Origin of the sequence: Massilia sp. Mn16-1_5 (assembly GCF_004798585.1) — a bacterium.
GTDB lineage: Bacteria > Pseudomonadota > Gammaproteobacteria > Burkholderiales > Burkholderiaceae_D > Telluria.
On record NZ_PPXQ01000025.1, the window covers coordinates 33052 to 57063 of the forward strand.

Consider the following 24012-nt stretch of genomic DNA (forward strand, 5'->3'; position numbering starts at 1 on the left):
TGGCTTGCTAAAGAATAAGGCCGCTCCGATGCGAATCGAAGCGGCCTTTTTAACTGATCGACAGCGCTGTCTGTTCAATGCGCTACCGGTATCGGCATCAGCGCATCTCTTCGATCATCTTCTTGAGCTTCTTCGAGTCCGCCACGAAGGCGCGGATGCCCTCGGCCAGCTTCTCGGTGCCCATCGCGTCTTCGTTGAGCATGAAGCGGAAGTTCTTCTCGTCGACTTCGATCTTCTCGATGGCTGCATCGCTGTCCTGGGTCAGCTTGCGCTCGACCGGTGCGTCGCTGTCGGCCAGCTTCTGCAGCAGGTCCGGCGAGATGGTCAGCAGGTCGCAACCGGCCAGCTCCAGGATCTGCGAGGTGTTGCGGAAGCTCGCGCCCATGACTTCGGTCTTGTAGCCGAACTTGCGGTAGTACTGGTAGATGCGCTTGACCGACTGCACGCCTGGATCGTCGGCGCCTTGATAGTCGGTGCCGGTCGACTTCTTGTACCAGTCGTAGATGCGGCCGACGAAAGGCGAGATCAGCTGGACGCCCGCTTCGGCGCAGGCCACGGCCTGGCACAGCGAGAACAGCAGGGTCAGGTTGCAGTGGATGCCGTCCTTTTCCAGGATCTCGGCGGCGCGGATGCCTTCCCAGGTCGAGGCGATCTTGATCAAGACGCGCTCGCGCGACACGCCGGCCGCTTCGTACAGCGCGATCAGTTCGCGGCCCTTGGCGACGGTGGCTTCGGTGTCGAAGGAGAGGGCGGCATCGATCTCGGTCGACACGCGGCCCGGTACGAATTTCAAGATTTCGACGCCGAAGGCGATCAGCAGGCGGTCGACGATCTCTTCGGTCGAGCCGTCCTTCGACTCGGCCACGGCCTTCTGCAGCAGCGGCAGGTATTCAGGCTTCTGCACGGCCTTCAGGATCAGCGACGGATTGGTCGTCGCATCCTGCGGCGCATAGGCCTTGATGGACTGGAAATCGCCGGTGTCGGCGACGACGGTGGTGTATTGCTTGAGTTGTTCGAGCTGGTTCATATAATTTGCCTAAGTGTCAAGAAATGCAAACAATGTTTGCACCGCGTTGTATGTAGGGTGGAGTCCTGACTCCACGCATTACGGCGGTCGATCCGCCACTAACTGTTCAGCAGTCGGTTGCCTCGATAAACGCCGCCACCATCGCCTCCAGTCCCACCCGATCCTCTTCCGAGAACCGGTCCAGGACAGGGCTGTCGATATCGAACACGCCAACCAGCTTGCCATCCTTAATCACCGGCAGCACGATCTCCGAATTCGACGCCGAATCGCAGGCGATATGCCCCGGAAACGCATGCACGTCCGGCACGACGATGGTCTTGCGCTCGACAGCCGTGGTGCCGCACACGCCGCGTCCGAAGGGAATGCGGGCGCAGGCAGGTTTACCCTGGAAAGGCCCGACCAGCAAATCCTGGCCTTCGCCTTTTTTCGACGGTACGGTGAGGTAGAAGCCGGCCCAGTTCAGGTCGGCGAGGGTGTCGTAGACGAGCGCGGAAAACTGGGACGCGTTGGCGGTCAGGTCGCGTTCGCCCTCGAGGACGCTGGCGACCTGGCGCACCAGCAGGTCGTAATCGGGACGGGTGCTGCGTTCTGGATTGATGTGCATGGCGCTGGGATGAGGCTGGACGAAAAGCGCTATTTTACAGCCAGCACGGCCGATCCTGGGCGGGCCCGGCATATACTGGGAATCGCATTGTCATATGGACATCGGCCTATGGCCGCGGTAGTCTGCGGACTCACACCAGATGAAGGGAAACGCATGCGGCACACGTACGCCGGGATGGGAGCGGCATGGCACTGATCGTTGGAGCGCTGGTGGCCCTCGGCGTCGGCTTGCTCGCCGCGCTGGCCGGCCTGGGACGCGAGCGAAGCTTCTATCCGACGATCGTGATCGTCATCGCCTCCTATTACGTGCTGTTCGCGGCCGAGACCATGTCGCCCGCGGTCCTAGCCGTGGAATGCGCAGGCCTGGTCCTGTTTACCGGGCTGGCGATCGGCGCCTTCAAACGCAGCCTCTGGTTGGCCGTTGCCGCGCTGGCGGCGCATGGGCTGTTCGACTATTTCCATCAGCACATCGTGGACAATCCTGGCGTACCGGCATGGTGGCCACCGTTCTGTCTTGCTTACGATGTGGCGGCGGCCGCGTTTCTGGCGTGGCAGCTCGTCGCCGGCAAGCTGCGCGCGGCACCGTTGGCTGAGCGGTAGTTCAATCCTTCCGCAGGAAGCGTCCGGCTTTCGTTTCCAGCAAACGGACGAGTTCCGGCTGCATGTAGTCGTAGTCGTCAGGAATGTCGAGGCAGACGACACGCTTGCCGTTCAAGTGGCGCCGGAAACCGGAGGAGAGCCTGGCCTTGTGCTTTTTCTCCATTACGAACACGATCTCCGCCCAGACCAGCTGTTCCGGCGAGAGCGGCACATCGGCGTCCGCGCCCAGTCCCGCGGAGTCGGTCTCGACGCCCGGCCAGCTCGCAAAAACCTGTTCGGCGGTCGGGCTGCGCAGGCGGTTATGAGTGCACAGGAAGAGGGCGCGGGTCATTCCTTCGTTTCCACCAGCTCGAAATGCAGCGCCACGAACTCGAACTCGTCATGCAGGTCGAGGTGCGGCAGGCAGCGCACGTGCACGTCGCGAAATTCCTGGGCGCTGCCGAAGGTCTCGCCGCGCCAGACGGCTTCCGGGATGTCACCGAAGCGGATGATCTCGACCTTGGTCGCCCGGATCGTGCAGCGCGGCCGTCCCTTCAGGTCGTAGACGTCGATGAGGTCGCCCGCCGCGTAGCCGCCGTCGCCGAGTTCTCCATACCCTTTGTAGTAGTCCTCGACCGTGTCGGCGGTGACGGTCTTGTGCCCGGCGATGACTTCGCGTACCAGGCTGTCGTCGTTTTCATTCGCGCCCCAGAAGGTCAGCTTCTTCCTCACTTCGTCACCTCCGATTCACCCGCTACCGCCCGCTCCAGCGCCTCGAGCGAAGCCGGTTTGGTGAGATGCGCGTCGAACCCGGCGTCGCGCGCGCGCTGGATGTCCGATTGCTGGCCGTAGCCGGTCAGCGCCACCAGGCGGGGACGGGCGCCGGTTTGCCTGATCGCGGCGGCGAGCGCGTAGCCGTCCATGTCGGGCAACCCGATGTCGAGGACGGCGACGTCGGGCTGGAAGCGTGCGCAGGCCGCCAGCGCGGCGGCGCCGGTATGCGCGACGTCGACTGTGTGGCCGAACTGTTCGAGGATGCGCGCGGTCGTGGCGGCGGCGTCGACGTTGTCGTCGACCAGCAGCACGCGCCGCGCCGCCGAAGGCAGGGCCGCGGCGGGAAGCGGCAGCGGTGCCTGCGCGGCCGCCAGCGGCAGTGCGACCAGGAAGCGGCTGCCCGTGCCCGGCCCGTCGCTGTGGGCCGAGACGCGTCCACCGTGCAGCTCGACGATCTTGCGCACGATGGCGAGACCAAGACCGAGGCCGCCGGTAACACGCGCCACCTGTTGCGGCGCCTGGTAAAACGGTTCGAACACGCGCGCCAGCAGTTCCGGGTTCATGCCGATGCCGCGGTCGCGCACTTCCAGCTGCGCCCATGCCGCGTCCGTGCGCAGCGTGACTTCGGTAGCGCCATCGCCGAAGCGCTCGGCGTTCGAGAGCAGGTTGTTCAGCACCTGCACCAGGCGGCTTTCGTCGCCTTCGACCCACACTGCCTCCGGCGCCGTCAAGGCGACCGGTTGGCCGGGACGGCTGGTGACGGCGTGGCGCACGACCTCGGCCAGGTTCAGCGGCTGCAGCGCGAGCTGCATCTTGCCCGAGGTGATGCGCGAGACGTCGAGCAGGTCGTCGACCAGGCGCTTGAGGTGGTTCACCTGGCGCCGCATGATGGTGCGCTCGCGTACGCTGGCGCCGTCGGCGCGCAGGTCCATCAGGTCGAGCGAGGTAACGATGGGACTCAGGGGATTGCGCAGCTCGTGCCCGAGCACGGCCAGGAATTCGTCCTTCACCCGGCCGGCATCGCGGCTGGCGGCCAGGGCTTCCTCGAGGGAGGCGAGCAGGCGCGAACGCTCTTCCTCGTGAGCGGCGTGCTGGCGCGCCGCGGCGTCGAGCGCCTCGCCCATCTGCGCCAGTTCGCGGATGCGCGAGGGCGCCACTTCGACCTGCTTTCCGGCGCCGAGCGCCGCGGCGCCACGCTGCAGGTTCGCAAAGCTGCGCGTGACGCGGATCGACAGCAGCGAAGCCAGGCCGATGCAGGCCAGCAGGGACGCGGCGAGGCCCCAGCCATACATGGTGATGCCGGTCAGCGAAGCCGGACCGATGCTCGGACGCGGCACGCCGACCGCCACCGTCCAGCCGTGGCGCGACACCCGTGTAAACGCGCTGGTGAGCGGGTCGCCTTCGAAGTTCGTGTTGCGGCCGACGCCTTCCGGTGCCCCGCTGCTCATCATGCGCGTCAGCGCGGGGCCGGGCGAGCCGGTGACGCGCTTGTCGTGGTCTTTCGAGCGCGCCACGATGGAACCGAAGGCATCGATGACCGCGATGACGGAGCCGGACGGCGCCGCCTGGCGCTTGACGACGCCGAGGATGCGGTCCGGCTTGATGACGGCGGTGAGCGCATACAGGTGGCCGGCCTGGTCGCGGATCGGCACCCGCACCGGGAAGGCGACCCGCCCGCGCTGGCCGCGCGCGACATGCCCGACCAGCGGCCGCTGCACCGCCAACAGCTGGCGCAGGCTTTCCGGATCGGTGATGCGGCCTTTGGGCGCATCGTAGGGATCGGTGGTGCGGAACAGGATGCGGCCCTCGGCGTCGGTCAGGATGATCGCCAGCCATTCGGGCTGCGCCTTCACCTGCTCGCGCGCGATGTCGTAGAAGGTTTTGATGTCGCCGGCGTCGATGGCCGGCGTGCGCGCCAGGCTGGCCAGGGTGGCGATCGAACCGTCGAGCTCCGCATCGACCGCGCTGGAGAGGGCGCGCGCCAGGTCGAGCAGGGCGCGGTCCTGTTCGCGCTGCTGGTATTGGCTGGCCGTGTGCACCGACCACAGCCCCAGTAAAGCCAGCGGCAGCAGGCCGATCCCGCTCAGCAGGATGAGCAGTCGGCGCAGGGACAAGGTGAAGCCGGTGGTCGACCGCATGGGATGACTTTTTGGTAAAAAAGCATTATATGTTGAAACCTCGCTTACCGGACCAGATCGAAAGGCGGCCATGACCATGACGAAGACCATCCTCATCACCGGCGGCGGACGCGGCATCGGCGCCGCCTGCGCGCGCCTGGCAGCGCAGCAGGGCTATCAGGTGTGCATCAACTACCGCAGCGACGATGCGGCGGCTTCCAGTATCGTGGACGCCATCGAGGCGGCGGGCGGCACGGCGCTGGCGATCCGCGCCGACGTGGCGCAGGAGGGGGACGTCGAGCGCATGTTCGCGCAGGTCGACGCCCGCTTCGGCCGGCTCGATGCCCTGGTCAACAATGCCGGCGTGCTGGCGCACCAGATGCGGGTCGAGCAGATGGACGCGGCGCGCATCGAACGCATCCTGGCGACCAATGTGCTCGGCCCCTTCCTGTGCGCACGTGAAGCGGTGCGGCGCATGTCGACCCGGCACGGCGGAAACGGCGGCGCCATCGTCAACGTTTCCTCGCGCGCAGCGGTGCTGGGATCAGCCGGCGAATACGTCGACTACGCGGCCTCGAAGGCGGCGCTCGACGCCTTGACGATCGGCTTGTCGAAAGAGGTGGCGGGCGAGGGCATCCGCGTGAATGGCGTACGTCCTGGACTGATCCATACGGAGATGCATGCAGATGGCGGCGAGCCGGGAAGGGTGGAACGCCTGCAGTCTTCGGTGCCGCTGGGGCGGGGCGGAGAACCCGAGGAGGTGGCGCAGGCGGTACTGTGGCTGCTGTCGGATGCGGCCTCCTATACTACGGGCAGCTTCATCGACGTGTCGGGCGGTCGGTAGGTCTCGTTCAACCGATGAAGGAGTCGAACTGCATGTCGAACTCCTGCAGCGCCTTCTGCGCGTTCTGCATCTTCTTGCGGAACTCCGGCCCGCGTTGCAATGCGAGACCGACGGCCAGCACGTCGATCACGACCAGGTAGGCCAGGCGCGCCGAGATCGGCGTGTAGGGGTCGATATTGAAAACCAGGTCGATCGGAATCAGCACGCTCGCCATGTCGGCCAGCGGCGTGCCCGACGGCGCCAGCACGATCACGTCGGCGCCGCCGCGGCGCGCCAGTTTCGCGGAGCGCACCAGCTGCGGGTTGTTTCCGCGCTGCGAGATGGCGACCACCGCATCGCCTTCGCGCAGCAGGGCGGCGGCGATCGAGTGGATGGCCGGGTCGGCGTAGGCGACGGTGGGCACGCCGGAGCGGAAGAATTTGTGCTGGGCGTCGGCGGCGACAATGCCCGAGGTGCCCTGGCCGTAGAACTCGATCTTGTTGGCGCGCGAGAGGATGTCCAGGGCCTTCTGCACCGACTCCGCGTTCAGGTTGTTGCGCAGGTCGAGCAGGGTATTGATCGAGCGGCTGCAGATTTTACTGACCAGGTCGGCCGCGAGGTCGTCCTGGGTCGGCTGCTCGTTGGTGCTCGGCAGGGCCAGCGCCAGGCCCTGCGCCAGCTTCAATTTGAATTCGTGCCAGCCGTCATAGCCCAGCGTGCGGCAGAAGCGCACCACGGTCGGCTCGGACACGCCCGCGTTCTTGGCCAGGGCCGTGATGTTCTGGCTGACCGTGGCGCTGGGCGCTTCCAGCACGGCCAGCGCCACCTTGCGCTCGGACTTCGAGAGCGAATCGAGCTGGGTGCGGATCGAGTCGAGCAGCATCGCTCAGTCTTCCGGGAGCGCTTCTTCGCGCCACTGCAGGCCGTCGCGGCCGATGAGGGCGGACGAGGCCGCAGGGCCCCAGGTGCCGGAGGCGTAGGGCACCGGCGCGGTGTCGTCCTGTTCCCAGTGGTCGAGGATCGGTTCGACCCATTCCCAGGCGGCTTCCAGCTCGTCGCCGCGCATGAACAGGGTCAGCTGGCCGCGCAGCACGTCGAGCAGCAGGCGCTCGTAGGCTTCCATGCGCGGCGCCTTGAACTGCTCGCGGAAATCGAGTTCGAGTTCCGCCTGCTTCAGGCGCATGCTGTCGCCCGGGGTTTTCGCCATCAGGTTCAGCGACAGACCCTCGTCCGGCTGCAGGCGGATCACCAGGCTGTTGGGCTGGAAGCTCGACGTCGGCTGGTTGAAGATCGAATGCGGGATCTGCTTGAAGCGCACCACGATCTCGGCCAGGCGGTCGGCCATGCGCTTGCCGGTGCGCAGGTAGAAAGGCACGCCGGCCCAGCGCCAGGTGTCGATCTCGGCCTTCATGGCGACAAAGGTCTCGGTCTTCGACTGCTTCGGCGCCTCCGGCTCGTCGCGGTAGCTCGGCACGGCCTGGCCGTCCACGAAGCCGCCGCGGTACTGGCCGCGCACGATGTTCTGCGAGAGCGTGGTCGGGGTAAAACGCTTCAGCGAACGCAGTACCTGCAGCTTGGCGTCGCGCACGGCGTCGGGCGCGATCGAGGTCGGCGGTTCCATCGCGACGATGCACAGCAGCTGCAGCAGGTGGTTCTGCAGCATGTCGCGCAGGGCGCCCGAGGTGTCGTAGTAGCCGAGGCGGTTGCCGACGCCGATCTTCTCGGCGATGGTGATCTGTACGTCCGAGATCCATTCGCGCCGCCACAGCGGTTCGAACAGCACGTTCCCGAAGCGCAGCGCCAGCAGGTTCTGCACGGTTTCCTTGCCGAGGTAGTGGTCGATCCGGTAGATCTGCGATTCGGCGAACACCTTGCCGACGTCAAGGTTGATCTGCTTGGCCGAGGCGAGGTCGCGTCCGAGCGGCTTTTCCAGCACCACGCGCGACGCGGGCGTGGCCAGGCCCGTGGCGGCCAGGTTGTCGCAGATCTTGGCGAACAGGTGCGGCGGCGTCGCCAGGTAGTAGACGCGCGTGATCGCTTCTTCCTTGCGCAGCACCTCGACCAGCGGGCCGAAAGTGGAGACATCGGTCGCGTTCAGGTCGACGTAGGTGATGCGCTTCAGGAAGTGGCGCCACTTGGTGTCGTCGACGCTGTCCTGGTCCTTGATGTGCTGCTTCGAGTGCGTGTCGACAAAGGCCAGGAACTCGTCCTGCGGCATCGCGTCGCGGCCGACGCAGATGATGCGGGCGGTCGGCGGCAGGTCGCTGCAGACATCGCGCGCATACATCGCAGGCAGGAGCTTGCGCATCGCAAGGTCGCCGCTGCCGCCAAAGAGAACGAGGTCGAAATCGGATAAGGCCATGGTGGTGTTCGGTCGCAAAGGGAAAGGGAGCTGTTCGTGTAAATTTACTACACGATTATGCACTTGGCAAGAAACTCTACTACGTGGTTGAGAGATTCATGGTGCCACATGCGGGCTGGATGGGGCGTTCGGGTTGGAGGGACGATATGGTGGGCACGGGGCGCCCACCCTACGAATACGACATCCTGCGATAACGTGACCGATTTGTAGGGTGGGCGCCCCGTGCCCACCATGCGCGATCAGCGCTTGTATTCCGGCTGCACCTGACCAGCGACGTCCACCCGCACGCACAGCACCCTGCCCGTCAGCGGATACTGCGCGATCTCTTCCGCCGAGCGCCCGTGACTGGCGCTGGTGATATACAGCGTGTGCAGGTCGGCCCCGCCAAAGGCGACCGCCGTCGGGCAGCGCAGCGGCAGCTGGATCTCGCGCAGGAATTCGCCTTCGGGCGAAAGCTTCAGCAGGCGTCCGCCTTCGAACATCGCGACCCAGTAGTTGCCCTCGGCGTCCACCGCCGCGCCGTCCGGCCGGCCGCCGTAGTCGGCCGCGTTCTTGTCGGTCGAGAAGGTGACCAGGTTGCGTCCGTTGGCAGGCGTGCCCGTCGCGTGATCGAAGTCGTAGCGGTCGATACGGTGGCTGGTGGTATCGGCGTGGAACATGGTGCCGCCGTCCGGCGTCCAGGCCAGGCCGTTCGAATTGGTCATGTTGCCCGACCAGGCCAGGCGCAGCTGGTCGCGCTCGAGCACGTACATCTCGGCGGCCGGCTTGTCGCGCGGCTCGTACATGGTGCCGACCCAGAAGCGGCCGGCCGGATCGACGCGGCCGTCGTTGAAGCGCACGATGCTGGTGTCGTAAGGAGCAGGGCAGATGTCGGTGATCTCGCCGTTGGTCGTGTTCAGGCGCACGAAGCCCAGGCGCGTGGCCACCACCAGGTTGTTGTCGCCGTCGACGGCGATGGCCGAGGGTTCCGAGCCCATTTTCCAGCTCGAGAATTTGCCGCTGGCCGGATGCACGCGGTTCACCGTGCGGCCATTGATGTCGACCCAGTACAGGGCCGATTCCACGTCGTGCCAGAGCGGGCATTCGCCCACCAGCATCGGCTCGTCGTGGAGAACGTCGAATTTCAGGGTCTTCATGGTGTCACCGCTGTTGCTCATCATACCGCGGCCATGGCGCGGGCGATCAGGCCGTTGGTGGAACTGTCGTGCGCTTGCGGACGGGGCTCGCCTTTCAGCTCGGCCTCGACCTGCTTGGCCAGCACCTTGCCCAGCTCGACGCCCCACTGGTCGAAGCTGTTCAGGTCCCAGATCACGCCCTGCACGAAGGTCTTGTGTTCATACAGCGCGATCAGGGCGCCCAGCGTGGCGGGCGTCAGGTATTCCATCAGGATCGTGTTGCTCGGACGGTTGCCCGGGAAGGTTTTATGGGGCGCCAGGCGCTCGATCTCGGCGGCAGAGAGGCCGTCCTGCTGCAGGTCGGCGCGCACCTCGTCGATGGTCTTGCCCTTCATGAAGGCTTCCGACTGGGCGAAGCAGTTGGCCAGCAGGGCCGTGTGGTGGTTCTGCAGTTCGTGCGCCGGACGCAGGGCGGCAATGAAATCGATCGGCGTCAGGTCGGTGCCCTGGTGCAGCAGCTGGAAATAGGCGTGCTGGCCATTGGTGCCCGGCTCGCCCCAGATCGCAGGGCAGGTCGGGGTGTCGACAGGGGCGCCGTCGCGCGTCACGCGCTTGCCGTTGCTCTCCATGTCGAGCTGCTGCAGGTAGGCCGGGAAGCGGTTCAGGTCCTGGTGGTAGGGCGCGATCGTGACCGAGGTGCAGCCGAGGAACTGGCGGTTCCAGAAGCCGACCAGGGCCAGCAGCATCGGCATGTTCTCCTCGATCGGGGCAGTACGGAAGTGCTGGTCCATCGCATGAGCGCCGGCCAGGAAGTCGGAGAAGTAGCCGAAGCCGACGGCGAGGGCCACCGGCAGGCCGATCGCCGACCAGACCGAATAACGGCCGCCGACCCAGTCCCAGAACGGGAACATGTTGGCCGGGTCGATGCCGAATTTTTTAATGGCTTCGACGTTGGTCGAGACCGCAACGAAATGCTTGGCCAGCGCTTCTTCCTGGGCGTGCGCCAGGAACCACATGCGCGCCGTGTTCGCGTTCATCATGGTCTCGGCCGTCGTGAAGGTCTTCGAGGCGATGATGAAGAGGGTGGTTTCCGGATTCAGGTTCTCGAGCGCGGCGTCCATGTCGTGGCCGTCGACGTTCGAGACGAAGTGCATCGTCAGGCTCGGGTGACTGTACTGGCGCAGCGCCAGGCAGACCATCTTCGGGCCGAGGTCGGAGCCGCCGATGCCGATGTTGACGATGTCGGTGATGGGTTTGCCGGTATGGCCGAGCCAGTCGCCGCTGCGCACCGCGTCGGTGAAGGTCTTGATGCGGGCGAGGACGGCGTGCACGTCGGCCGGCACGTCCTGGCCATCCACCGTCAGTTTGGCGTCGCGCGGGGCGCGCAGGGCGGTGTGCAGGACGGCGCGATTCTCGGTGTTGTTGATCTTCTCGCCGGCGAACATCGCGTCGCGCCGCGCCTCCACGCCGCGCTCGCGCGCCAGGTTCACCAGCAGTTCAAGCGTGCGCCCGTCAAGCCGGTTTTTTGAATAGTCTAGGAACAGGCCGGCGGCCTCGATCGACATGCGCTCGAAGCGTTGCGGATCAGCTGCGAACAGCTGGCGCATCTCCCAATTTTCGGCCTCGGCGGCATGGGTGGCGAGGGCCTGGAAACTGGTCGTGCTGGTCAGTGGAGTGGCGGTCATGGTGGGTGCGATGTTGTTTTGGACAGATTATCGAATGATACAGGAATGGGGCGTAAATTCACTACATGACCGATCTGTGCGCGCGGTTTGATTATTGATGGCCTTGCCACTGATCGACCGGTGAGACCGCGTGGGCACGAGTGCCCACCCTACGTTACGCTGCGGCCAACAATACAGATTTGTAACGTGGCAGGCGGCGCACCGTAGGGTGGGCATTCATGCCCACGCGGTACGCCGCCTCCGATACCGCAAACTAAGTGCTTGCCACAACCCCATTCCCATTTTGTAGTAAAATTTCAGAAATCCAATTTCGAAGGAACGATTATGGCGCTGCACCCCGTAGTTGAACAGGTAACGAACCGGATCATCGAGCGCAGCCGCGTGTCGCGCGCGGCCTATCTCGCGCACGTCGAGGCGGCCCGCGTCCAGGGCGTCCAGCGCGGCGTGCTCGCCTGCACCAACCTGGCCCACGGTTTCGCCGCCTTCCCCGAGAACGACAAGCTCAAGCTGCGCGAGCAGAAAAAGCCGTCGGTCGCGATCGTCTCGTCCTATAACGACATGCTGTCGGCGCACCAGCCTCTCGAATACTTCCCGAAAGTGATCAAGGAAGCCGTGCGCGAGGTCGGCGCCGTGGCCCAGTTCGCGGGCGGCACGCCGGCCATGTGCGACGGCGTGACCCAAGGCCAGCCGGGCATGGAACTGTCGCTGTTCTCGCGCGATACCATCGCCATGGCCACCGCCGTCGCGCTCTCGCACAACATGTTCGACGCCGCCCTGTATCTCGGCATCTGCGACAAGATCGTGCCGGGCCTCCTGATCGGCGCACTCCACTTCGGCCATATTCCGGCCGTGTTCGTCCCGGGCGGCCCGATGACCACCGGGATCTCGAACAAGGAAAAGGCGGCCATCCGCCAGCGCTATGCGAAGGGTGAAGCCACCCGCGAAGAGCTGCTCGACGGCGAATCGAAGTCCTATCACAGTTCCGGCACCTGCACCTTCTACGGCACCGCCAACAGCAACCAGATGCTGATGGAGATGATGGGCCTGCACCTGCCGGGCGCCGCCTTCATCACGCCGGGCACGCCGCTGCGCGATGCGCTCACCGCCGCGTCCTCGCACCAGGCGGTGTCGATCTCGCAGCAGGGCGGCCACTACATGCCGGTCGGGCACATCGTCGACGAGAAAAGCATCGTCAACGCCATCGCCGCGCTGCACGCCACCGGCGGCTCGACCAACCACACGCTGCACCTGGTGGCAATCGCGCGCGCGGCCGGCATCGTGATCGACTGGAACGACTTCGACGAGCTGTCGAAGGTCGTGCCGCTGCTGACCCGCATCTACCCGAACGGCGACGCCGACGTGAACCACTTCCAGGCCGCCGGCGGCCCGGGCTTCGTGATCCGCGAACTGCTCGACGCGGGCCTGGCGCACGAAGACGTCAACACCATCCTCGGCCACGGCTTGCGCAAGCACTGCAAGGAACCCTTCCTGGGCGAGGACGGCAAGGTGGTGTGGCGCGACCTGCCGCAGCAGTCGGGCGACGAAGCGGTGCTGCGTCCGGCCTCGAACCCGTTCAGCAACAACGGCGGCATGGTGCTGGTGCAGGGTAACCTCGGCCGCGCGGTCATGAAAGTCTCGGCCGTGAAGCTGGAACACCAGACCGTGGAAGCGCCCGCGCTGACCTTCAATTCGCAGGAAGACTTCATGCACGCCTATAAGGCGGGCCACCTGAACCGCGACTTCGTCGCCGTGATCCGCTTCCAGGGTCCGCGTGCCAACGGCATGCCCGAGCTGCATGCGCTGACGCCTGCGCTGTCGAACCTGCAGGATGCCGGCTTCAAGGTCGCCATGGTGACCGACGGCCGCATGTCGGGCGCATCCGGCAAGGTGCCGGCGGCGATCCACGTCTCGCCGGAGATCCTGGCCGGCGGTCCGCTGGGCCGCGTGCGCGACGGCGACATCATCCGCGTCTGCGCCGCCACCGGCACCCTCGAGGCCCTCGTCCCAAGCGAGGTCTGGGAGCAGCGCAAGCAAGTCACGGCCGACATCTCGGCCAGCCACATCGGCATGGGCCGCGAACTGTTCGCCATGTTCCGCGCCGGCACCAGCGCGGCGGAAGAGGGCGCGGCCACCTTCCCGCTGCCGTCTCCGAAACAAACCACCGTGCCGCTGCATGAGGGCGCCGACAGCGGCGAGATCATGCCGGGCTCCGACGAAGACTTCCTGTTCAGGACCCAGAAATGACCATGACTACGAATATGACCGTACTTGAGATCATGCGCTCGGCGAGCGTGATTCCCGTGATCGCCATCGACGATCCTTCCCACGCCGTGCCGCTGGCGAAAGCCCTCGTGGCGGGCGGCATCCGCGTGCTCGAGGTGACCCTGCGCACCGCACACGGCCTGCAGGCGATCCGCGACATGGCGCAGGTCGAAGGCGCCATCGTCGGCGTCGGCACCCTGACGCAAGGCGAGGAATTCGCCGCCGCGCGCGACGCCGGCGCCGTGTTCGGCGTCTCGCCGGGCCTGACGCCCGCGCTGATCGAGGCCGCAAAGAAGAGCGGCTTGCCGCTGCTGCCGGGCGTGATGACGCCATCCGAAGTAATGGCCGCGCGCGAAGCCGGCTTCAAACAACTGAAGCTGTTCCCGGCGGTGCCGGCGGGTGGCGTCGGCATGCTCAATGCGATCGCCGGCCCGCTGCCGGACGTGACCTTCTGCCCGACCGGCGGCATTTCGATCGATACCGCACCGGCCTTCCTGGCTTGTAAAAACGTGGCCTGCGTCGGCGGCTCCTGGTTGACGCCGAAGGACGCCATCGCGGCCGGCGACTGGAACCGTATCACCGAGCTGGCGAAAGCAGCGGCCGCGCTGCGCAAGTAAACGCTCCATGAAGCGCATCATGGCACCCACTGCAGTCGCCATGCTGCGCTTCTTCCCATTGCTATTGCTGCTGACCGCCTGCGGACGGCAACTGGCGCCGCCAGTGCCGGGCCCCGAAGCGGATCGCGGTCCGCACCAGGCAACGGCGGCTCCCGGCACCGCCATCTACACCGTGGATTCGCAAGCCTCGCTGCTGGCCGTCACGGTACGCCGCGCAGGCCTGATGGCGCGGCTCGGACACGACCATGTAGTGGCCAGCCGCACACTCTCGGGCCATGTCGCGCCTAGCGCGGGCAGTGCCGACCTGTCTTTCCGGCTCGACCAGATGACGGTCGACGAGTCGCAACTGCTGCGCGACGCGGGCATCGAGAAACAACCCTCACCGGAAGCGGTCGCGGGCACGCGCACCAACATGCTCGGTCCTGTGCTCGAGGCCCAGCGTTATCCGATGGTAACGCTGCATGCGCAGCAGCAGGCCGATGGCCGGCTGGGCGTCGCCGTCACGCTGCACGGCAGCACGCGCTGGCTGGCACTGCCGGCCGCGGTCCGGATCGATACGGACCAGGTCATCGCGAGCGGAACGGCGCGCCTGAAGCAAACGGATTTCGGCATCACGCCGTTTTCAGTAGGGGGCGGACTGCTATCGGTACAGGACGAGCTGGAGGTGCGTTACCACGTCGTCGCACGGCGTTAAATGCGGGCTGCAATCTGCGACGCGGTCCCGTCCGCATGGTAGGCTTGACGGATGCTGGATCGCATCGCACACATGCTCTTGCTTGGATACGCCCTGTTGGCCTGCAGCGCCGGTCCAGCGGCGGCGCAGCCTGGCGCGCCCAGGTTCGAACTGAACGTGGAACGCGTCGACAGTGCCGAAGGCGACAAGCTGTACCGGATTGCGTCGAGCGGCACGGTGGCGGCCACGCCGGCTGCGGTCTGGCGTATCCTCACCGATTACGATCATCTGGCCGACTACCTGCCCAACCTGGAAAGCACGCGCGTCCTGTCCCGCAATGGCGACAAGCTCATCGTCGAACAACTGGGCAGCGCCCAATTCCTGTTTTTCAGCCAGCCGATCCGCTTGCTGGTGCAAGTGCACGAACGGGCGCCGGACCGCATCGACATCAGCCTGATCGACGGCGACATGAAGATCTACCGCGCCAGCTGGGAGCTGCGTCCCTTGGCCGGCGCCAGCGGCACCAGGGTGCTCTACAACGCGACCATCGTGCCGAAGTTCGATGTGCCGGGGATCGTGGGAACAGACGTCGTCAGGAAGGATGTCGCCAGGATGATGGCGGCAGTATTGCTGCGACTGGATCGGCCCGGGTAGCATCCCCTTACTTGGCAACTGACAGAGCGCTTCCTTGAAGTCGACGCTGCAGCAGATCCTTGGCCACAGCAAGCGCATTGTCCGGCGTCGCTGCGATATCCGGGATGACGCCGACTCCCTCCCAGTTGGTATGGGTGATTGGACTGATAGTGCGCCGGCTGGGTATCACGGCATAAAAATGCTCGCCGAGGCGATAGGGGCGCGCGGCGTGGGCTCCGCCCCAGGTCCGCTCGCCGATCACCGTGGCACGTTTCAGCGCTTGCATCGTGTACGCGAATGCTTCGGCGGCGGATTTCGTATTGGCGCCTGCCAGAATGAAAACCGGCTTCTTGCCACCATAGCGTTTGCCGTCGAGCTTATCCTGCGTCCAGTACTGCGTGGTGATGTCGGTCGCACGCTCCCAAGTGTCGTTGAGGCGGGTGCGCTCGTCGAAAAAATAGCTGATCAGTAGCGCCACAGAATCTCCCCCGCCGCCGCCGTTGTTGCGCAGATCAATAATGAGGCCATCGGTGTCGGCGAGCTCATTCATCGCCATGGCGAGCTTGTCGGAGACGAGAAAAACCGGCGCGAACGACGAAATCTGCAGGTAGCCGATATTGGGGCTCAGATGATCGACCTTTTCGACGCCAAGGTTTGACGCGCGGACCCTTTCGAGCACCGCGGGAGGCACCTGTTTTTCCCACTCCGCCCGCGTCTTGGGCGGCGGTGGCATCGTATCCTCGGACGGTACCGGGCGGGCGCTGAAGTCCACCAGCATATGCTTGTCGGGGACAACGCCCTGAATGTCATCCGACAGCTGTCTGGCCAGCTGTTTGCCGTCCGTTATTCCATCGTACTTGCCCTCACGCAGGCGCTGGCGCAGGACCGCCTCGACTTGTTTGGCTTTGTCTGGAAAAACATAGTTGGCATTAAGCTTGGCAATCAGTGTATCGACGACCTCCGAGTTGGTCGCGCGATTCAGCTCCACCATCGGCGAGGGGCTGGCAATTGCCCCTGTCATGATCAGTACCAACAAAGACGATATGGCAATCCATTTTTTGTTCATTTTTTCCTCTGGGCCTGGTACGCGGGTTGTGATATCGAATGGGCAAATCCGAAGCAAAGCGTCATTGATGAGGCAACAAAGCGGAATAAGAGTAGCATAATATTTGCTATTTGATAGCAATATTTATTGCGTGAAGTGGGAGCTTCAGTCGACGCTGCTCTTGAGGAGTTGTCGAAGCGTGTTCGGGCAATCCACATTAAGATTGCCAAGTCTTTTATGCTCGCAAAGTTGCCGATGGATGCCGTACCGTTTCGTTCCTTGCCTTCGCAGCGCTGGCGCCCCCTCACTGCTGGTGAAATCGCCATGGCCTCGCTGCTGTTTCGCGATGCCATCGACTACGCACGCGTGCGCATCCATAGCCGGCGCTACATGCCCTTCCAGCCGAAGAACTGCGCGATGACGCCCGACGGCAGCATGTACTTCCACCGCTCCTGCTTCCTCGACGACTATGCGCGGGCGAATCTGACGGGGCAGCACTGGTTCATGCACGAGATGGTCAACTTGTGGCACTCTGCACACCCGGCAATCTAAGCGCTAGCGGCCGAAACGAACTATCACTGCGGCTAACAAGACATCTTGCTTGTCCTGTGAGTAACAACGCCATACACTGAGGCATTCTCACCGTCACAACCTTCAAACAGCGAAGGTAAGCCTAATGCATCAGAACACTGAACAAGACACCGATGAGTCGGCAGAGATCGAAGTAGAACAAACGAACTCTGCAACGCGTCTGTACGCCCTTATCGAAAAGGCGCAAAGACAAAATGCCGGAATTTCGACTCTTGAGGCATGGGCGATAACGTTTGGAATTGAACCTTCATCCGCAAGCGTCAATCCTCACGAGGTTATCGATCAATTGCGTTTGATGCATGAGGAAATAGGGCATCTACGACGTCAGATGGTAAGGACGTCGTTTTCCGCTGATCTGTATAATCCAGCCCTACAGCAAATTTCCCACTTGCTAGGAATAACGAACCTCGCTGCGGGTTGGAATTCCTATGTAGGTGCCGTTAGGGATCAGGATTTGCTTGCTCTTCGATGGTGCTCACAGGCTATTGAAAACGAAATCGGTCTCACGCTTGCCGAACTGCAAGCCTTGCTCGATGCAATTAACGAGTTTAAGAACGAAGTGGAATCGCAACGATTGCCGGATCCCGTTCGCGAATTCTTGTTACACCAAATTGAACTAATGATTCGCGGCGTTCATCAATATCCGATTATTGGCCCTAGGGCTGCGCGTGAAGCGGTTCGGCGAGCCGCTGGAGAGGTTGTCAATGTTGACGAGAATGTGGCGGGCGCTATGCCGTCTGGGTATTTTTCTAGGGCAGGAAAGTTTTGGAATACCTTGCTAACCCGTGTTGAAGGCTGTGAAAAGATGGTGAATGCGGTGGCAGGTATCGCTGAAACGCTCCCAAAGATAACAAATGCTGTCTCAACTGTGACAAACCTGATTCCTTGAGGTAATGCGCTGGGCCTCTGCCTATCTAGCAGCTCTCGCACGGTCGACGATGTTTGCTCCCCCAGATCCTGTGGGCAACCAGTGATGTATGGTTTTCAAACTTAAAATTTTGGTTACAAATATGAGCGATAAAGCTAAGAATTACAATTTTACCTCTGTCGATTGGGGACCGGATGAAGCAAAAGGTGACACTAGATTATTAGATTACTTTTTTTTGTTTCCTGATTTCGAATCTGTTAGGGACGGCAGCTATCGGTATGTGATAGGTCGTAAAGGTTCAGGAAAGACGGCGATAATTGAAAGAATTAGGCTCGAAAAAGAAGATGACCCTCTAAATTTCTACTCTTCCTTGTCACTGCGGTCTTTTCCAGTCCAAGAATTTAGAGACCTGAAAGATAAGAATTATCGAGACAAATCACAATTCGTTTCAGCGTGGCTGCTCTTGCTGTATGTGGAACTGGCAAAAATTATTGTGCAGGATAATGGCGCTGAGCCGCGTGATACCATCGAAGAAATAGCCGGGTTTCTGCAAATCAATGGGTTGTCAGGTAGCACTGGATTTACTAACACTGTTTCGACGTTGCGGAAATCTGAAAACAAATTAAAAATTTCTGCGAAATGGATTGAGGGCGAAAGTCTATCTGGAACTCACGTTCAATCGCAAGCAACTATCCATTATCAAAAAGTTGTTGATATACTTTCCAAGAAAATTAAATCTGTTGGGTCATCTAGTGAATATTGGATCTTCATGGACGAGCTTGACGAAGGCTATAGGGCCGGGGATCAAGGACTCCGATTGATATTGCTTGCTCTATTGCGAGCAGTGGAAGATTCTGCAATTGAATTAAAAAATTCTAATTTTAAATATCGGCCTCTTCTCGTACTTCGCTCAGACATTTTTGATCGTCTAGAGGACAACGATCTTAATAAGCTAGACGATCATGTTCTACGCTTGAACTGGAGAGCCATGGATAATGATAGTGTATTTTCGTTAAGAAAAATTGTCGACGAACGGATTAAAGCCTCTATTCCAGATATTGACGGCGATCCGTGGCAGGCGATAGCCAATGATGTTGACGCCGAACTGCCTAACTCTGTCTCTTCACTTTGGAGTTACTTAGCTAATCGTACGCACGAACGACCACGCGACATCATAAAATTTCTGAAATACTGTAAAAAAAGGCAGGGAAAGGTCTGCTGACTTTTGAATCGGTTAAAGCGGCCGAAGTTGATTATTCTAGTTGGTTGTATCATGAAATTAGCGACGAAATCCATAGTTATCTCCCCTGCTGGCGAGAATCGCTTCAATGCATAACCAGGGTTGGTACGGGAAAGATTAAGATGTTGGACTACCATGAGCATCTTGAAAAGGATGTTGCGGTCAAAAAGTGGATTGATGAACAAGGAAAGACTTTCGCAGCCGTTACGGAAACTCTTTTTGACTTTGGGGTGATTGGTAATTTGGATGGAAAGATGAGATGGCTTTTCAAGTATAAAGACCATGATCTTGCTTGGAATCCTGACATGGATTTGATCGTTCACTGGGGATTGCACAAGAAATTACGCATTTATAGGTAACAAGGTGATCATCGGAAAATTAATTGCATAAAAGCCGCTTGATGGCGGCTTTCTTTAGACCACCCATTAAGCATGAGGGGCAGTTCTGGGATGTGGTCTTTAAAATCTGCAAGATAAGTATTTGGGCTATCTGAATTATGATTGCTATTACTCTCAGTCTCACAAAAGTAACCGATGGATGCCGTACCTTTTCGTCGCCTGTAGTGCAGTCTGCACACCGAAACATTCTAGTTGGTCGGTATCGACTAAAGGCGGACTTTGCTAGAACTCCTGAACCTGAATGTTAATGCTCTGCAAGCTTTGAAGGGAGCCGTCGTAAGTCTGCGTAGTTACCAAAAACGTATCCTGATGGCCAACAAAGAAGTTGCTCGCTTCAGCGACTTCCGTTAGTGATAACTTCCGTCTGTCGAAGTGTACAATCAGTCCGTCAAAGTAAAAGCGGAAGATGGGGGCAGGTTCATGTTGAAGGGGATCGGTATCTAAAATCGGAATCGACTTGATCCGTGCAATTGGAGCGTGGTTATGGATTCTGCCAATTGTCGACAGCTGTGTTAGCTGGACTGGATAAAAGTTTGGAGAGCCAGGATCGCCACTGCATACCAGAGTGCGCAACGTCTCTAAATCCTCTTCCGGTATCCTGATGGCGCTGAATTCGGGTAAGTCAGTCGCTGCCGCTCGCCATAGCAACGAAAGCAAAAACAAGCGGAGCTTTCCGCCGTCAATGCTTTCGATCTTGCGAACACCCCATGGACTATCTCCAATGGCATGATGCAATGAGCCTAATGATTGCTGTGTGCCCCACCCGCCCCAGACCAATTTCTCACGGCGCAGAGCATCTACGCCCCAAGTGTCATAGGCCGTAAGTATGTCTTCGCCGGTTTGGGTTACCAACGCAGAGTCGTACCAGCTGGACCAGCGCCTGACTGGAGGTCTGTCAGGGTGAAGCTGCCAGAATGGCAGGTTTTTCTGTGCGGGCCGCGTCAGCGCCTGAGGGATGATATGGGATTTGACAAACCGTCCAGTATGACCCGTGAGCCGGCAAAGCCCATCAGGCTTCGGTTGTCGCTTCTTCGCATTCATAGTTAGACTGATCGGTTGTTGGCTAACCTTAAACTCTACTGCATTTGACTTAGGTTGTCAGGTCAAGCAAGAGGTATAAAGATTAACTCAGTTGCCTGTCCAGTTCCTTCACGTACTTCAAATGGTGATAGCGCGGACTACGCCGCTGGTGATCATCAGGATTGCTAGCGCGCTTGACATAACCGAGTATTCGAGCAATCTACATTAAGATTGCCATGCCTCTCACTCGCGCAAACGTAACCGATGGATGCTGTCCCTTCTCGCCGCCTGCGCTCGCAGCGCTGGCGCCACCTCACCGCTGGCGAAATCGCCATAGCCTCGCTGTTGTTCGGCGATGCCATCGACTACCAGCGTGTGCGCGTCCATGCTCGCCGCTACATGCCGTTTCAGCCCCATAACTGCTGCATGACTCCCAACGGCAGCATGTACTTCCATCGTTCGTGCTTCCTTGACGACTACGCCCAGGCATCAGCTACTAACCAGCACTGGTTCATTCACGAACTAGCGCATGTATGGCAATTTCAGCTTGGGTACGCAGTGCGCCTTCGGGGGGCGGTGCGGGTCGGGCTGTCATACGGCTACGATCTGGCACGAGGCAAAACTCTTTCCGACTACAACATGGAAGCGCAGGGCGATCTGCTGGCCGACTACTTCGCACTCAAGCACTTGAATTCGTCGGCATCCATGCGCCAGCATCGCTATGCGGGCAGCTTGCCGTTGTATGAAGAAGTGCTGGCGGACTTTCTTGCCGAGCCTGCCAGCGTGGCGAATTTGCCGCGCGATAGTGGTCGCTACCTGCTGCACTTAAAGCGTCTAGCAAGACGATCTGGCGGGTAGGGGAGAGTTCCCCAGCCTAAAATTTTAAAAAATAAAAAATGGCAACAGAGCTTGCGGTTGAGTCGCTATACGGAACCAGAAAGTTATCTGGCAGTTTGGAGACTGGGCGAGGCGGGCAATATTGCGAGGTCGAACGGTTGGCTTAATGGGTTTGGGTATGGGCTGGAATTCGTGCTACCCAGCGACAAAATATACAGGAAGGTGTGGGCCTGTGGTGTGCCTAGAGGCTTTCTGGCAGGGTGCCATCAACTGATGGGCGTTCGGCCCTTGGCGGCCCTGTGGTAGCCTCCTGTAGCCTTTCAGGCTGCTCCCTCTGCCTTGAGGATGGCGGCTTGCTTCGCTACCGTGCCACGGCTGCATCCTACCAGTTCCATAATCTCGGCCCAGCTTGATTGTCCTGCTTTCAGGTGGCGCTGGATCAGGGCGTTACGGTCGGCGTCTTCCTTGCGGCCTTGGTACTTGCCCGCTGCCTTGGCCTTTTGTACGCCTTGGGCTGCGCGTTCGCGTCGAGTGGTGTAGTCCTTGCGGGCGATAGCGGCCAGCATATCCAGCATCATATCGTTGATGGCAGAGAACATGCGGCTGGTAGTCTCGTCCGTCGTGGTCATCATCCACGAAGTAGGCAGGTCGAGCGCAACAACCTTGATCTGCTTCTCCTTCAACTTGGTTTTCAGAGTGTCCCAGTCGGTTTCGTTCAGGCGCGACAGGCGGTCTACCTGCTCGATCAGAAGAATGTCGCCCTTGGTGGCATCTTCGATCAGTTCAAACAACTCAGGACGTTGCAGTGATGCGCCAGATTCGTTCTCTGTGTAGAACTTGGCAATGGTCAGGCCACGTTCAGCGGCAAAGGCTTCAAGCTGGGCTTTGGCACGGTTGGCATCTTGGCCCTTGGTCGATGCTCGAAGATAAGCGCGTACAAACATGGTTGGTTCCGTTCAGGTTGCTGTGTCGGCAAGTCTATTATACACAGTCCAATAATTACGGTCTATTATAAGTGGTGCATTTTTATTTCTGTACCGTGGAGCTACTGCCGAGCTAACGGTCTAGCTGAAGCATACCTAAAATGAACTGCTCAGTATTGGGGTCGTTGCATGGTAATCTTGTTGCATAACAACTAAGGAGTGGTGAATGAATGAAGTCTTCGCTCGTCGGTTTCATGAACTTTCTGTAAAGCAATCCAAGATCACTTTTGCAGAGGATTCGATGGGCGGAGGGTATGTTCCGGCTGGCAAGTGGCAAGGATGGGCTACTAGTGCGCAAAGCCTATTGAGGGCGGTATTTGGAGACAGTGGGCAGCACTACATAAACTTCACTGCCACCTACAACGATTGCAAGGGTTATGCCTATGAAATTCTTGCCATGTTTGACATCCTGAACAGTGCCAAGGAAGACTTTGAAGGTGGCTACGTCTTTAATGTTGACCTTCGTGTTTCTGGTGAAGTATTCGGAGACTTCGTGGGGCTGGCGCGAACGGCGCTCAACGAAGGCCACAAGGATGTTGCTGCAGTATTAGCCTGTGCTGCACTAGAGGATGCACTGAAGCGTTATGCCGCAGCCAAAGGGCTAGGCGTTGAGGAGAAGGCGATGGCAGATGTCATCAATGCTCTTAAGGGAGCCGGACTCGTGGCTGGTGCTCAGAAGGCAATGCTTGATCGGATGCCGACGATCCGTAACTACGCTCTGCATGCTAACTGGGAAAAGATCAGCGAACCAGATGTGGGCAGCGTTATCGGGTTTGTCGAACAGTTCTTGTTGACTAAGTTTAGCGCCTGACCGACTTCCATTAAAATACAAAGTCCGACTGCTCGTCCCCCAATGTCTTTTCATGGCCTTCCGGGCAGTAAGTGCTTAAACAGAATAGTGCGTAATTCTAATCCGGCTCGATGTCACCGAAATGAATGCGGATGGTGCTAGGCTGAATTTGAACTTTGACATCATAGAATTCTCCCTGTGAGACTGGCACAGTGAGGAGAACCGACACCACAGTTGGGAAGTCTTGCGGCCACTCAGCGTGCCCGATAGATTCATATTCCTGATTAGACTCCACCCATCTTTTGAAATCGCAATCGAGTATTGCTATCACGTTGACATCGAACTTAAAAGCGAACGATACGGTCTTCCCGTCAGTATTGGTAATTTTTATTGAATCATCCCCGGATTCGATAAAGCTAGTGCTGAGTACGCGGCAATAGATTTCTTGATCGAACTCGTAACTTGAATGTGCTATGGCGATTATGTTATCGCTCCAGTCGTGCTCTTCAATGCACTCTTCGACAAGTGAGGTAATGAAGCTCTGACTGTTGCGCAAATGCGCAGCAAGCCTGATTGACATGCTCTCAACGATCTCCGCCGGGGGCTGGAAGATTGAAAGTGCATCCGCTAAAGACTTTACGATATGCAGCCGCTCGGACTTTTCACAGAACGCTTCCCAGTCGCCATCTCGCGAAACAACTACAACTCCTGTTCTATTCGCTTCCGCCCATTTTTCCAGGGTTACTAGAGCGATGGCGTCCGGGAATTCCGATTTCTTTGAGTTCTCAGTGTGAAAAGGCGGCGACTCTTTGAAGTAGATTGAAGTGATGTCGCTTACCTTAATGAATCGCCCCGGCTTTCGTGGAGGCCGGTTAGTGTGAGTCAGGCCGGAATGGCTTGACTGCTCAGTTGCTTGTAATAGTTTGCCTCAGCTTCGGCTGGCGGTATATAGCCGAGCGGTGCGAGTAGG

At 60.3% G+C, this 24012-nt stretch carries 25 protein-coding genes and 1 pseudogene; 12 read left to right on the forward strand and 14 right to left on the reverse strand.

Annotated features, from left to right (window positions below; all coding sequences use genetic code 11):
• Positions 1-97: 97 nt before the first annotated feature.
• Together tal and C2862_RS22725 are read right to left on the reverse strand one after the other, a co-directional pair.
• Entirely contained in the window at positions 98-1027 is a 930-nt protein-coding gene (tal, locus tag C2862_RS22720) for a transaldolase (RefSeq protein ID WP_136222940.1), read from the reverse strand.
• Positions 1028-1133: 106 nt separating this feature from the next.
• Entirely contained in the window at positions 1134-1631 is a 498-nt protein-coding gene (locus C2862_RS22725) for a GAF domain-containing protein (protein WP_136222942.1), read from the reverse strand.
• Between the two features lie 185 nt (positions 1632-1816).
• Between C2862_RS22725 and C2862_RS22730 the strand changes: the two genes are divergently transcribed.
• On the forward strand, positions 1817-2230 hold the full coding sequence (locus C2862_RS22730) for a hypothetical protein (protein ID WP_136222944.1): 414 nt from the start codon (positions 1817-1819) through the stop codon (positions 2228-2230).
• A 1-nt stretch (position 2231) separates the two neighbouring features.
• Here the strand turns inward: C2862_RS22730 and C2862_RS22735 are convergent, their stop codons facing one another.
• From C2862_RS22735 to C2862_RS22745, 3 genes are read right to left on the reverse strand one after another with little or no spacing between them, the layout of a single operon-like run.
• Entirely contained in the window at positions 2232-2561 is a 330-nt protein-coding gene (locus C2862_RS22735; RefSeq protein ID WP_136222945.1) for a low molecular weight protein tyrosine phosphatase family protein, read from the reverse strand.
• Entirely contained in the window at positions 2558-2941 is a 384-nt protein-coding gene (locus tag C2862_RS22740) for an ASCH domain-containing protein (RefSeq protein ID WP_229467564.1), read from the reverse strand. The genes C2862_RS22735 and C2862_RS22740 overlap by 4 nt, the downstream gene beginning before the upstream one ends.
• Positions 2938-5121 (reverse strand): ATP-binding protein, encoded by a 2184-nt coding sequence (locus C2862_RS22745; protein ID WP_136222947.1) that lies wholly within the window; start codon positions 5119-5121, stop codon positions 2938-2940. The genes C2862_RS22740 and C2862_RS22745 overlap by 4 nt, the downstream gene beginning before the upstream one ends.
• Before the next feature lie 76 nt (positions 5122-5197).
• On the opposite strand from C2862_RS22745, the gene C2862_RS22750 reads away from it, so the two are divergent.
• On the forward strand, positions 5198-5944 hold the full coding sequence (locus C2862_RS22750; RefSeq protein WP_136222949.1) for an SDR family oxidoreductase: 747 nt from the start codon (positions 5198-5200) through the stop codon (positions 5942-5944).
• A 7-nt stretch (positions 5945-5951) separates the two neighbouring features.
• On the opposite strand, the gene C2862_RS22755 is transcribed toward C2862_RS22750, so the two are convergent.
• The 4 genes from C2862_RS22755 to pgi all read right to left on the reverse strand — a co-directional run bounded on the left by C2862_RS22755 (position 5952) and on the right by pgi (position 11085).
• The gene (locus C2862_RS22755; RefSeq protein ID WP_136222951.1) at positions 5952-6806 is read right to left on the reverse strand and encodes an SIS domain-containing protein; all 855 of its coding nucleotides are present in this window, start codon (positions 6804-6806) and stop codon (positions 5952-5954) included.
• A gap of 3 nt (positions 6807-6809) precedes the next feature.
• Positions 6810-8285: a glucose-6-phosphate dehydrogenase gene (gene zwf / locus C2862_RS22760; protein ID WP_136222953.1), complete on the reverse strand. Its 1476-nt coding sequence runs from the start codon at positions 8283-8285 to the stop codon at positions 6810-6812.
• Between the two features lie 239 nt (positions 8286-8524).
• Positions 8525-9421 (reverse strand): SMP-30/gluconolactonase/LRE family protein, encoded by an 897-nt coding sequence (locus tag C2862_RS22765; protein ID WP_229467565.1) that lies wholly within the window; start codon positions 9419-9421, stop codon positions 8525-8527.
• Positions 9422-9441: 20 nt separating this feature from the next.
• Entirely contained in the window at positions 9442-11085 is a 1644-nt protein-coding gene (gene pgi, locus C2862_RS22770) for a glucose-6-phosphate isomerase (RefSeq protein WP_136222955.1), read from the reverse strand.
• A gap of 324 nt (positions 11086-11409) precedes the next feature.
• Here pgi and edd point away from each other — a divergent pair, with 324 nt between their 5' ends.
• The 4 genes from edd to C2862_RS22790 are packed head-to-tail and all read left to right on the forward strand — an operon-like array spanning position 11410 to position 15291.
• Positions 11410-13329, forward strand: coding sequence for a phosphogluconate dehydratase (gene edd, locus C2862_RS22775; protein ID WP_136222957.1), 1920 nt, complete (start codon positions 11410-11412; stop codon positions 13327-13329).
• A gap of 14 nt (positions 13330-13343) precedes the next feature.
• Positions 13344-13964: a bifunctional 4-hydroxy-2-oxoglutarate aldolase/2-dehydro-3-deoxy-phosphogluconate aldolase gene (eda, locus tag C2862_RS22780; protein ID WP_136222992.1), complete on the forward strand. Its 621-nt coding sequence runs from the start codon at positions 13344-13346 to the stop codon at positions 13962-13964.
• 19 nt (positions 13965-13983) lie between these two features.
• Positions 13984-14658 (forward strand): YceI family protein, encoded by a 675-nt coding sequence (locus C2862_RS22785; RefSeq protein WP_136222959.1) that lies wholly within the window; start codon positions 13984-13986, stop codon positions 14656-14658.
• A gap of 51 nt (positions 14659-14709) precedes the next feature.
• Positions 14710-15291, forward strand: a complete 582-nt coding sequence (locus C2862_RS22790; RefSeq protein WP_136222961.1) for an SRPBCC family protein — start codon at positions 14710-14712, stop codon at positions 15289-15291.
• Between the two features lie 7 nt (positions 15292-15298).
• On the opposite strand, the gene C2862_RS22795 is transcribed toward C2862_RS22790, so the two are convergent.
• Entirely contained in the window at positions 15299-16336 is a 1038-nt protein-coding gene (locus tag C2862_RS22795; RefSeq protein ID WP_136222963.1) for a S41 family peptidase, read from the reverse strand.
• Positions 16337-16552: 216 nt separating this feature from the next.
• Between C2862_RS22795 and C2862_RS25550 the strand changes: the two genes are divergently transcribed.
• From C2862_RS25550 to C2862_RS22815, 4 genes are all read left to right on the forward strand, one after another.
• A complete protein-coding gene (locus C2862_RS25550) occupies positions 16553-16867 on the forward strand; it encodes a hypothetical protein (protein WP_210736110.1) in 315 nt (104 codons plus the stop codon).
• A gap of 124 nt (positions 16868-16991) precedes the next feature.
• A complete protein-coding gene (locus tag C2862_RS22805) occupies positions 16992-17795 on the forward strand; it encodes a hypothetical protein (RefSeq protein ID WP_136222965.1) in 804 nt (267 codons plus the stop codon).
• A gap of 88 nt (positions 17796-17883) precedes the next feature.
• Positions 17884-18996 carry a P-loop ATPase, Sll1717 family gene (locus C2862_RS22810; protein ID WP_136222967.1) on the forward strand — a complete coding sequence of 371 codons (1113 nt, stop codon included), beginning with the start codon at positions 17884-17886 and terminating at the stop codon, positions 18994-18996.
• A 140-nt stretch (positions 18997-19136) separates the two neighbouring features.
• Positions 19137-19373: a hypothetical protein gene (locus C2862_RS22815; RefSeq protein WP_136222969.1), complete on the forward strand. Its 237-nt coding sequence runs from the start codon at positions 19137-19139 to the stop codon at positions 19371-19373.
• Between the two features lie 261 nt (positions 19374-19634).
• Here the strand turns inward: C2862_RS22815 and C2862_RS22820 are convergent, their stop codons facing one another.
• On the reverse strand, positions 19635-20453 hold the full coding sequence (locus C2862_RS22820) for a hypothetical protein (RefSeq protein WP_136222971.1): 819 nt from the start codon (positions 20451-20453) through the stop codon (positions 19635-19637).
• Positions 20454-20696: 243 nt separating this feature from the next.
• Between C2862_RS22820 and C2862_RS22825 the strand changes: the two genes are divergently transcribed.
• Positions 20697-21290, forward strand: coding sequence for a Rhs element Vgr protein (locus tag C2862_RS22825; protein WP_210736112.1), 594 nt, complete (start codon positions 20697-20699; stop codon positions 21288-21290).
• Positions 21291-21589: 299 nt separating this feature from the next.
• Here the strand turns inward: C2862_RS22825 and C2862_RS22830 are convergent, their stop codons facing one another.
• Positions 21590-22213 carry a recombinase family protein gene (locus C2862_RS22830; RefSeq protein WP_136222973.1) on the reverse strand — a complete coding sequence of 208 codons (624 nt, stop codon included), beginning with the start codon at positions 22211-22213 and terminating at the stop codon, positions 21590-21592.
• Between the two features lie 205 nt (positions 22214-22418).
• On the opposite strand from C2862_RS22830, the gene C2862_RS22835 reads away from it, so the two are divergent.
• Complete coding sequence (locus tag C2862_RS22835; protein WP_229467566.1) at positions 22419-23063, forward strand: DUF4145 domain-containing protein; 645 nt, start codon at positions 22419-22421, stop codon at positions 23061-23063.
• 97 nt (positions 23064-23160) lie between these two features.
• On the opposite strand, the gene C2862_RS25845 is transcribed toward C2862_RS22835, so the two are convergent.
• Positions 23161-23622 (reverse strand): hypothetical protein, encoded by a 462-nt coding sequence (locus C2862_RS25845; RefSeq protein WP_136222975.1) that lies wholly within the window; start codon positions 23620-23622, stop codon positions 23161-23163.
• 108 nt (positions 23623-23730) lie between these two features.
• Positions 23731-23928 (reverse strand): annotated as a pseudogene (locus C2862_RS26035) (PIN domain-containing protein); the annotation flags it as partial.
• Positions 23929-24012 lie beyond the last annotated feature (84 nt).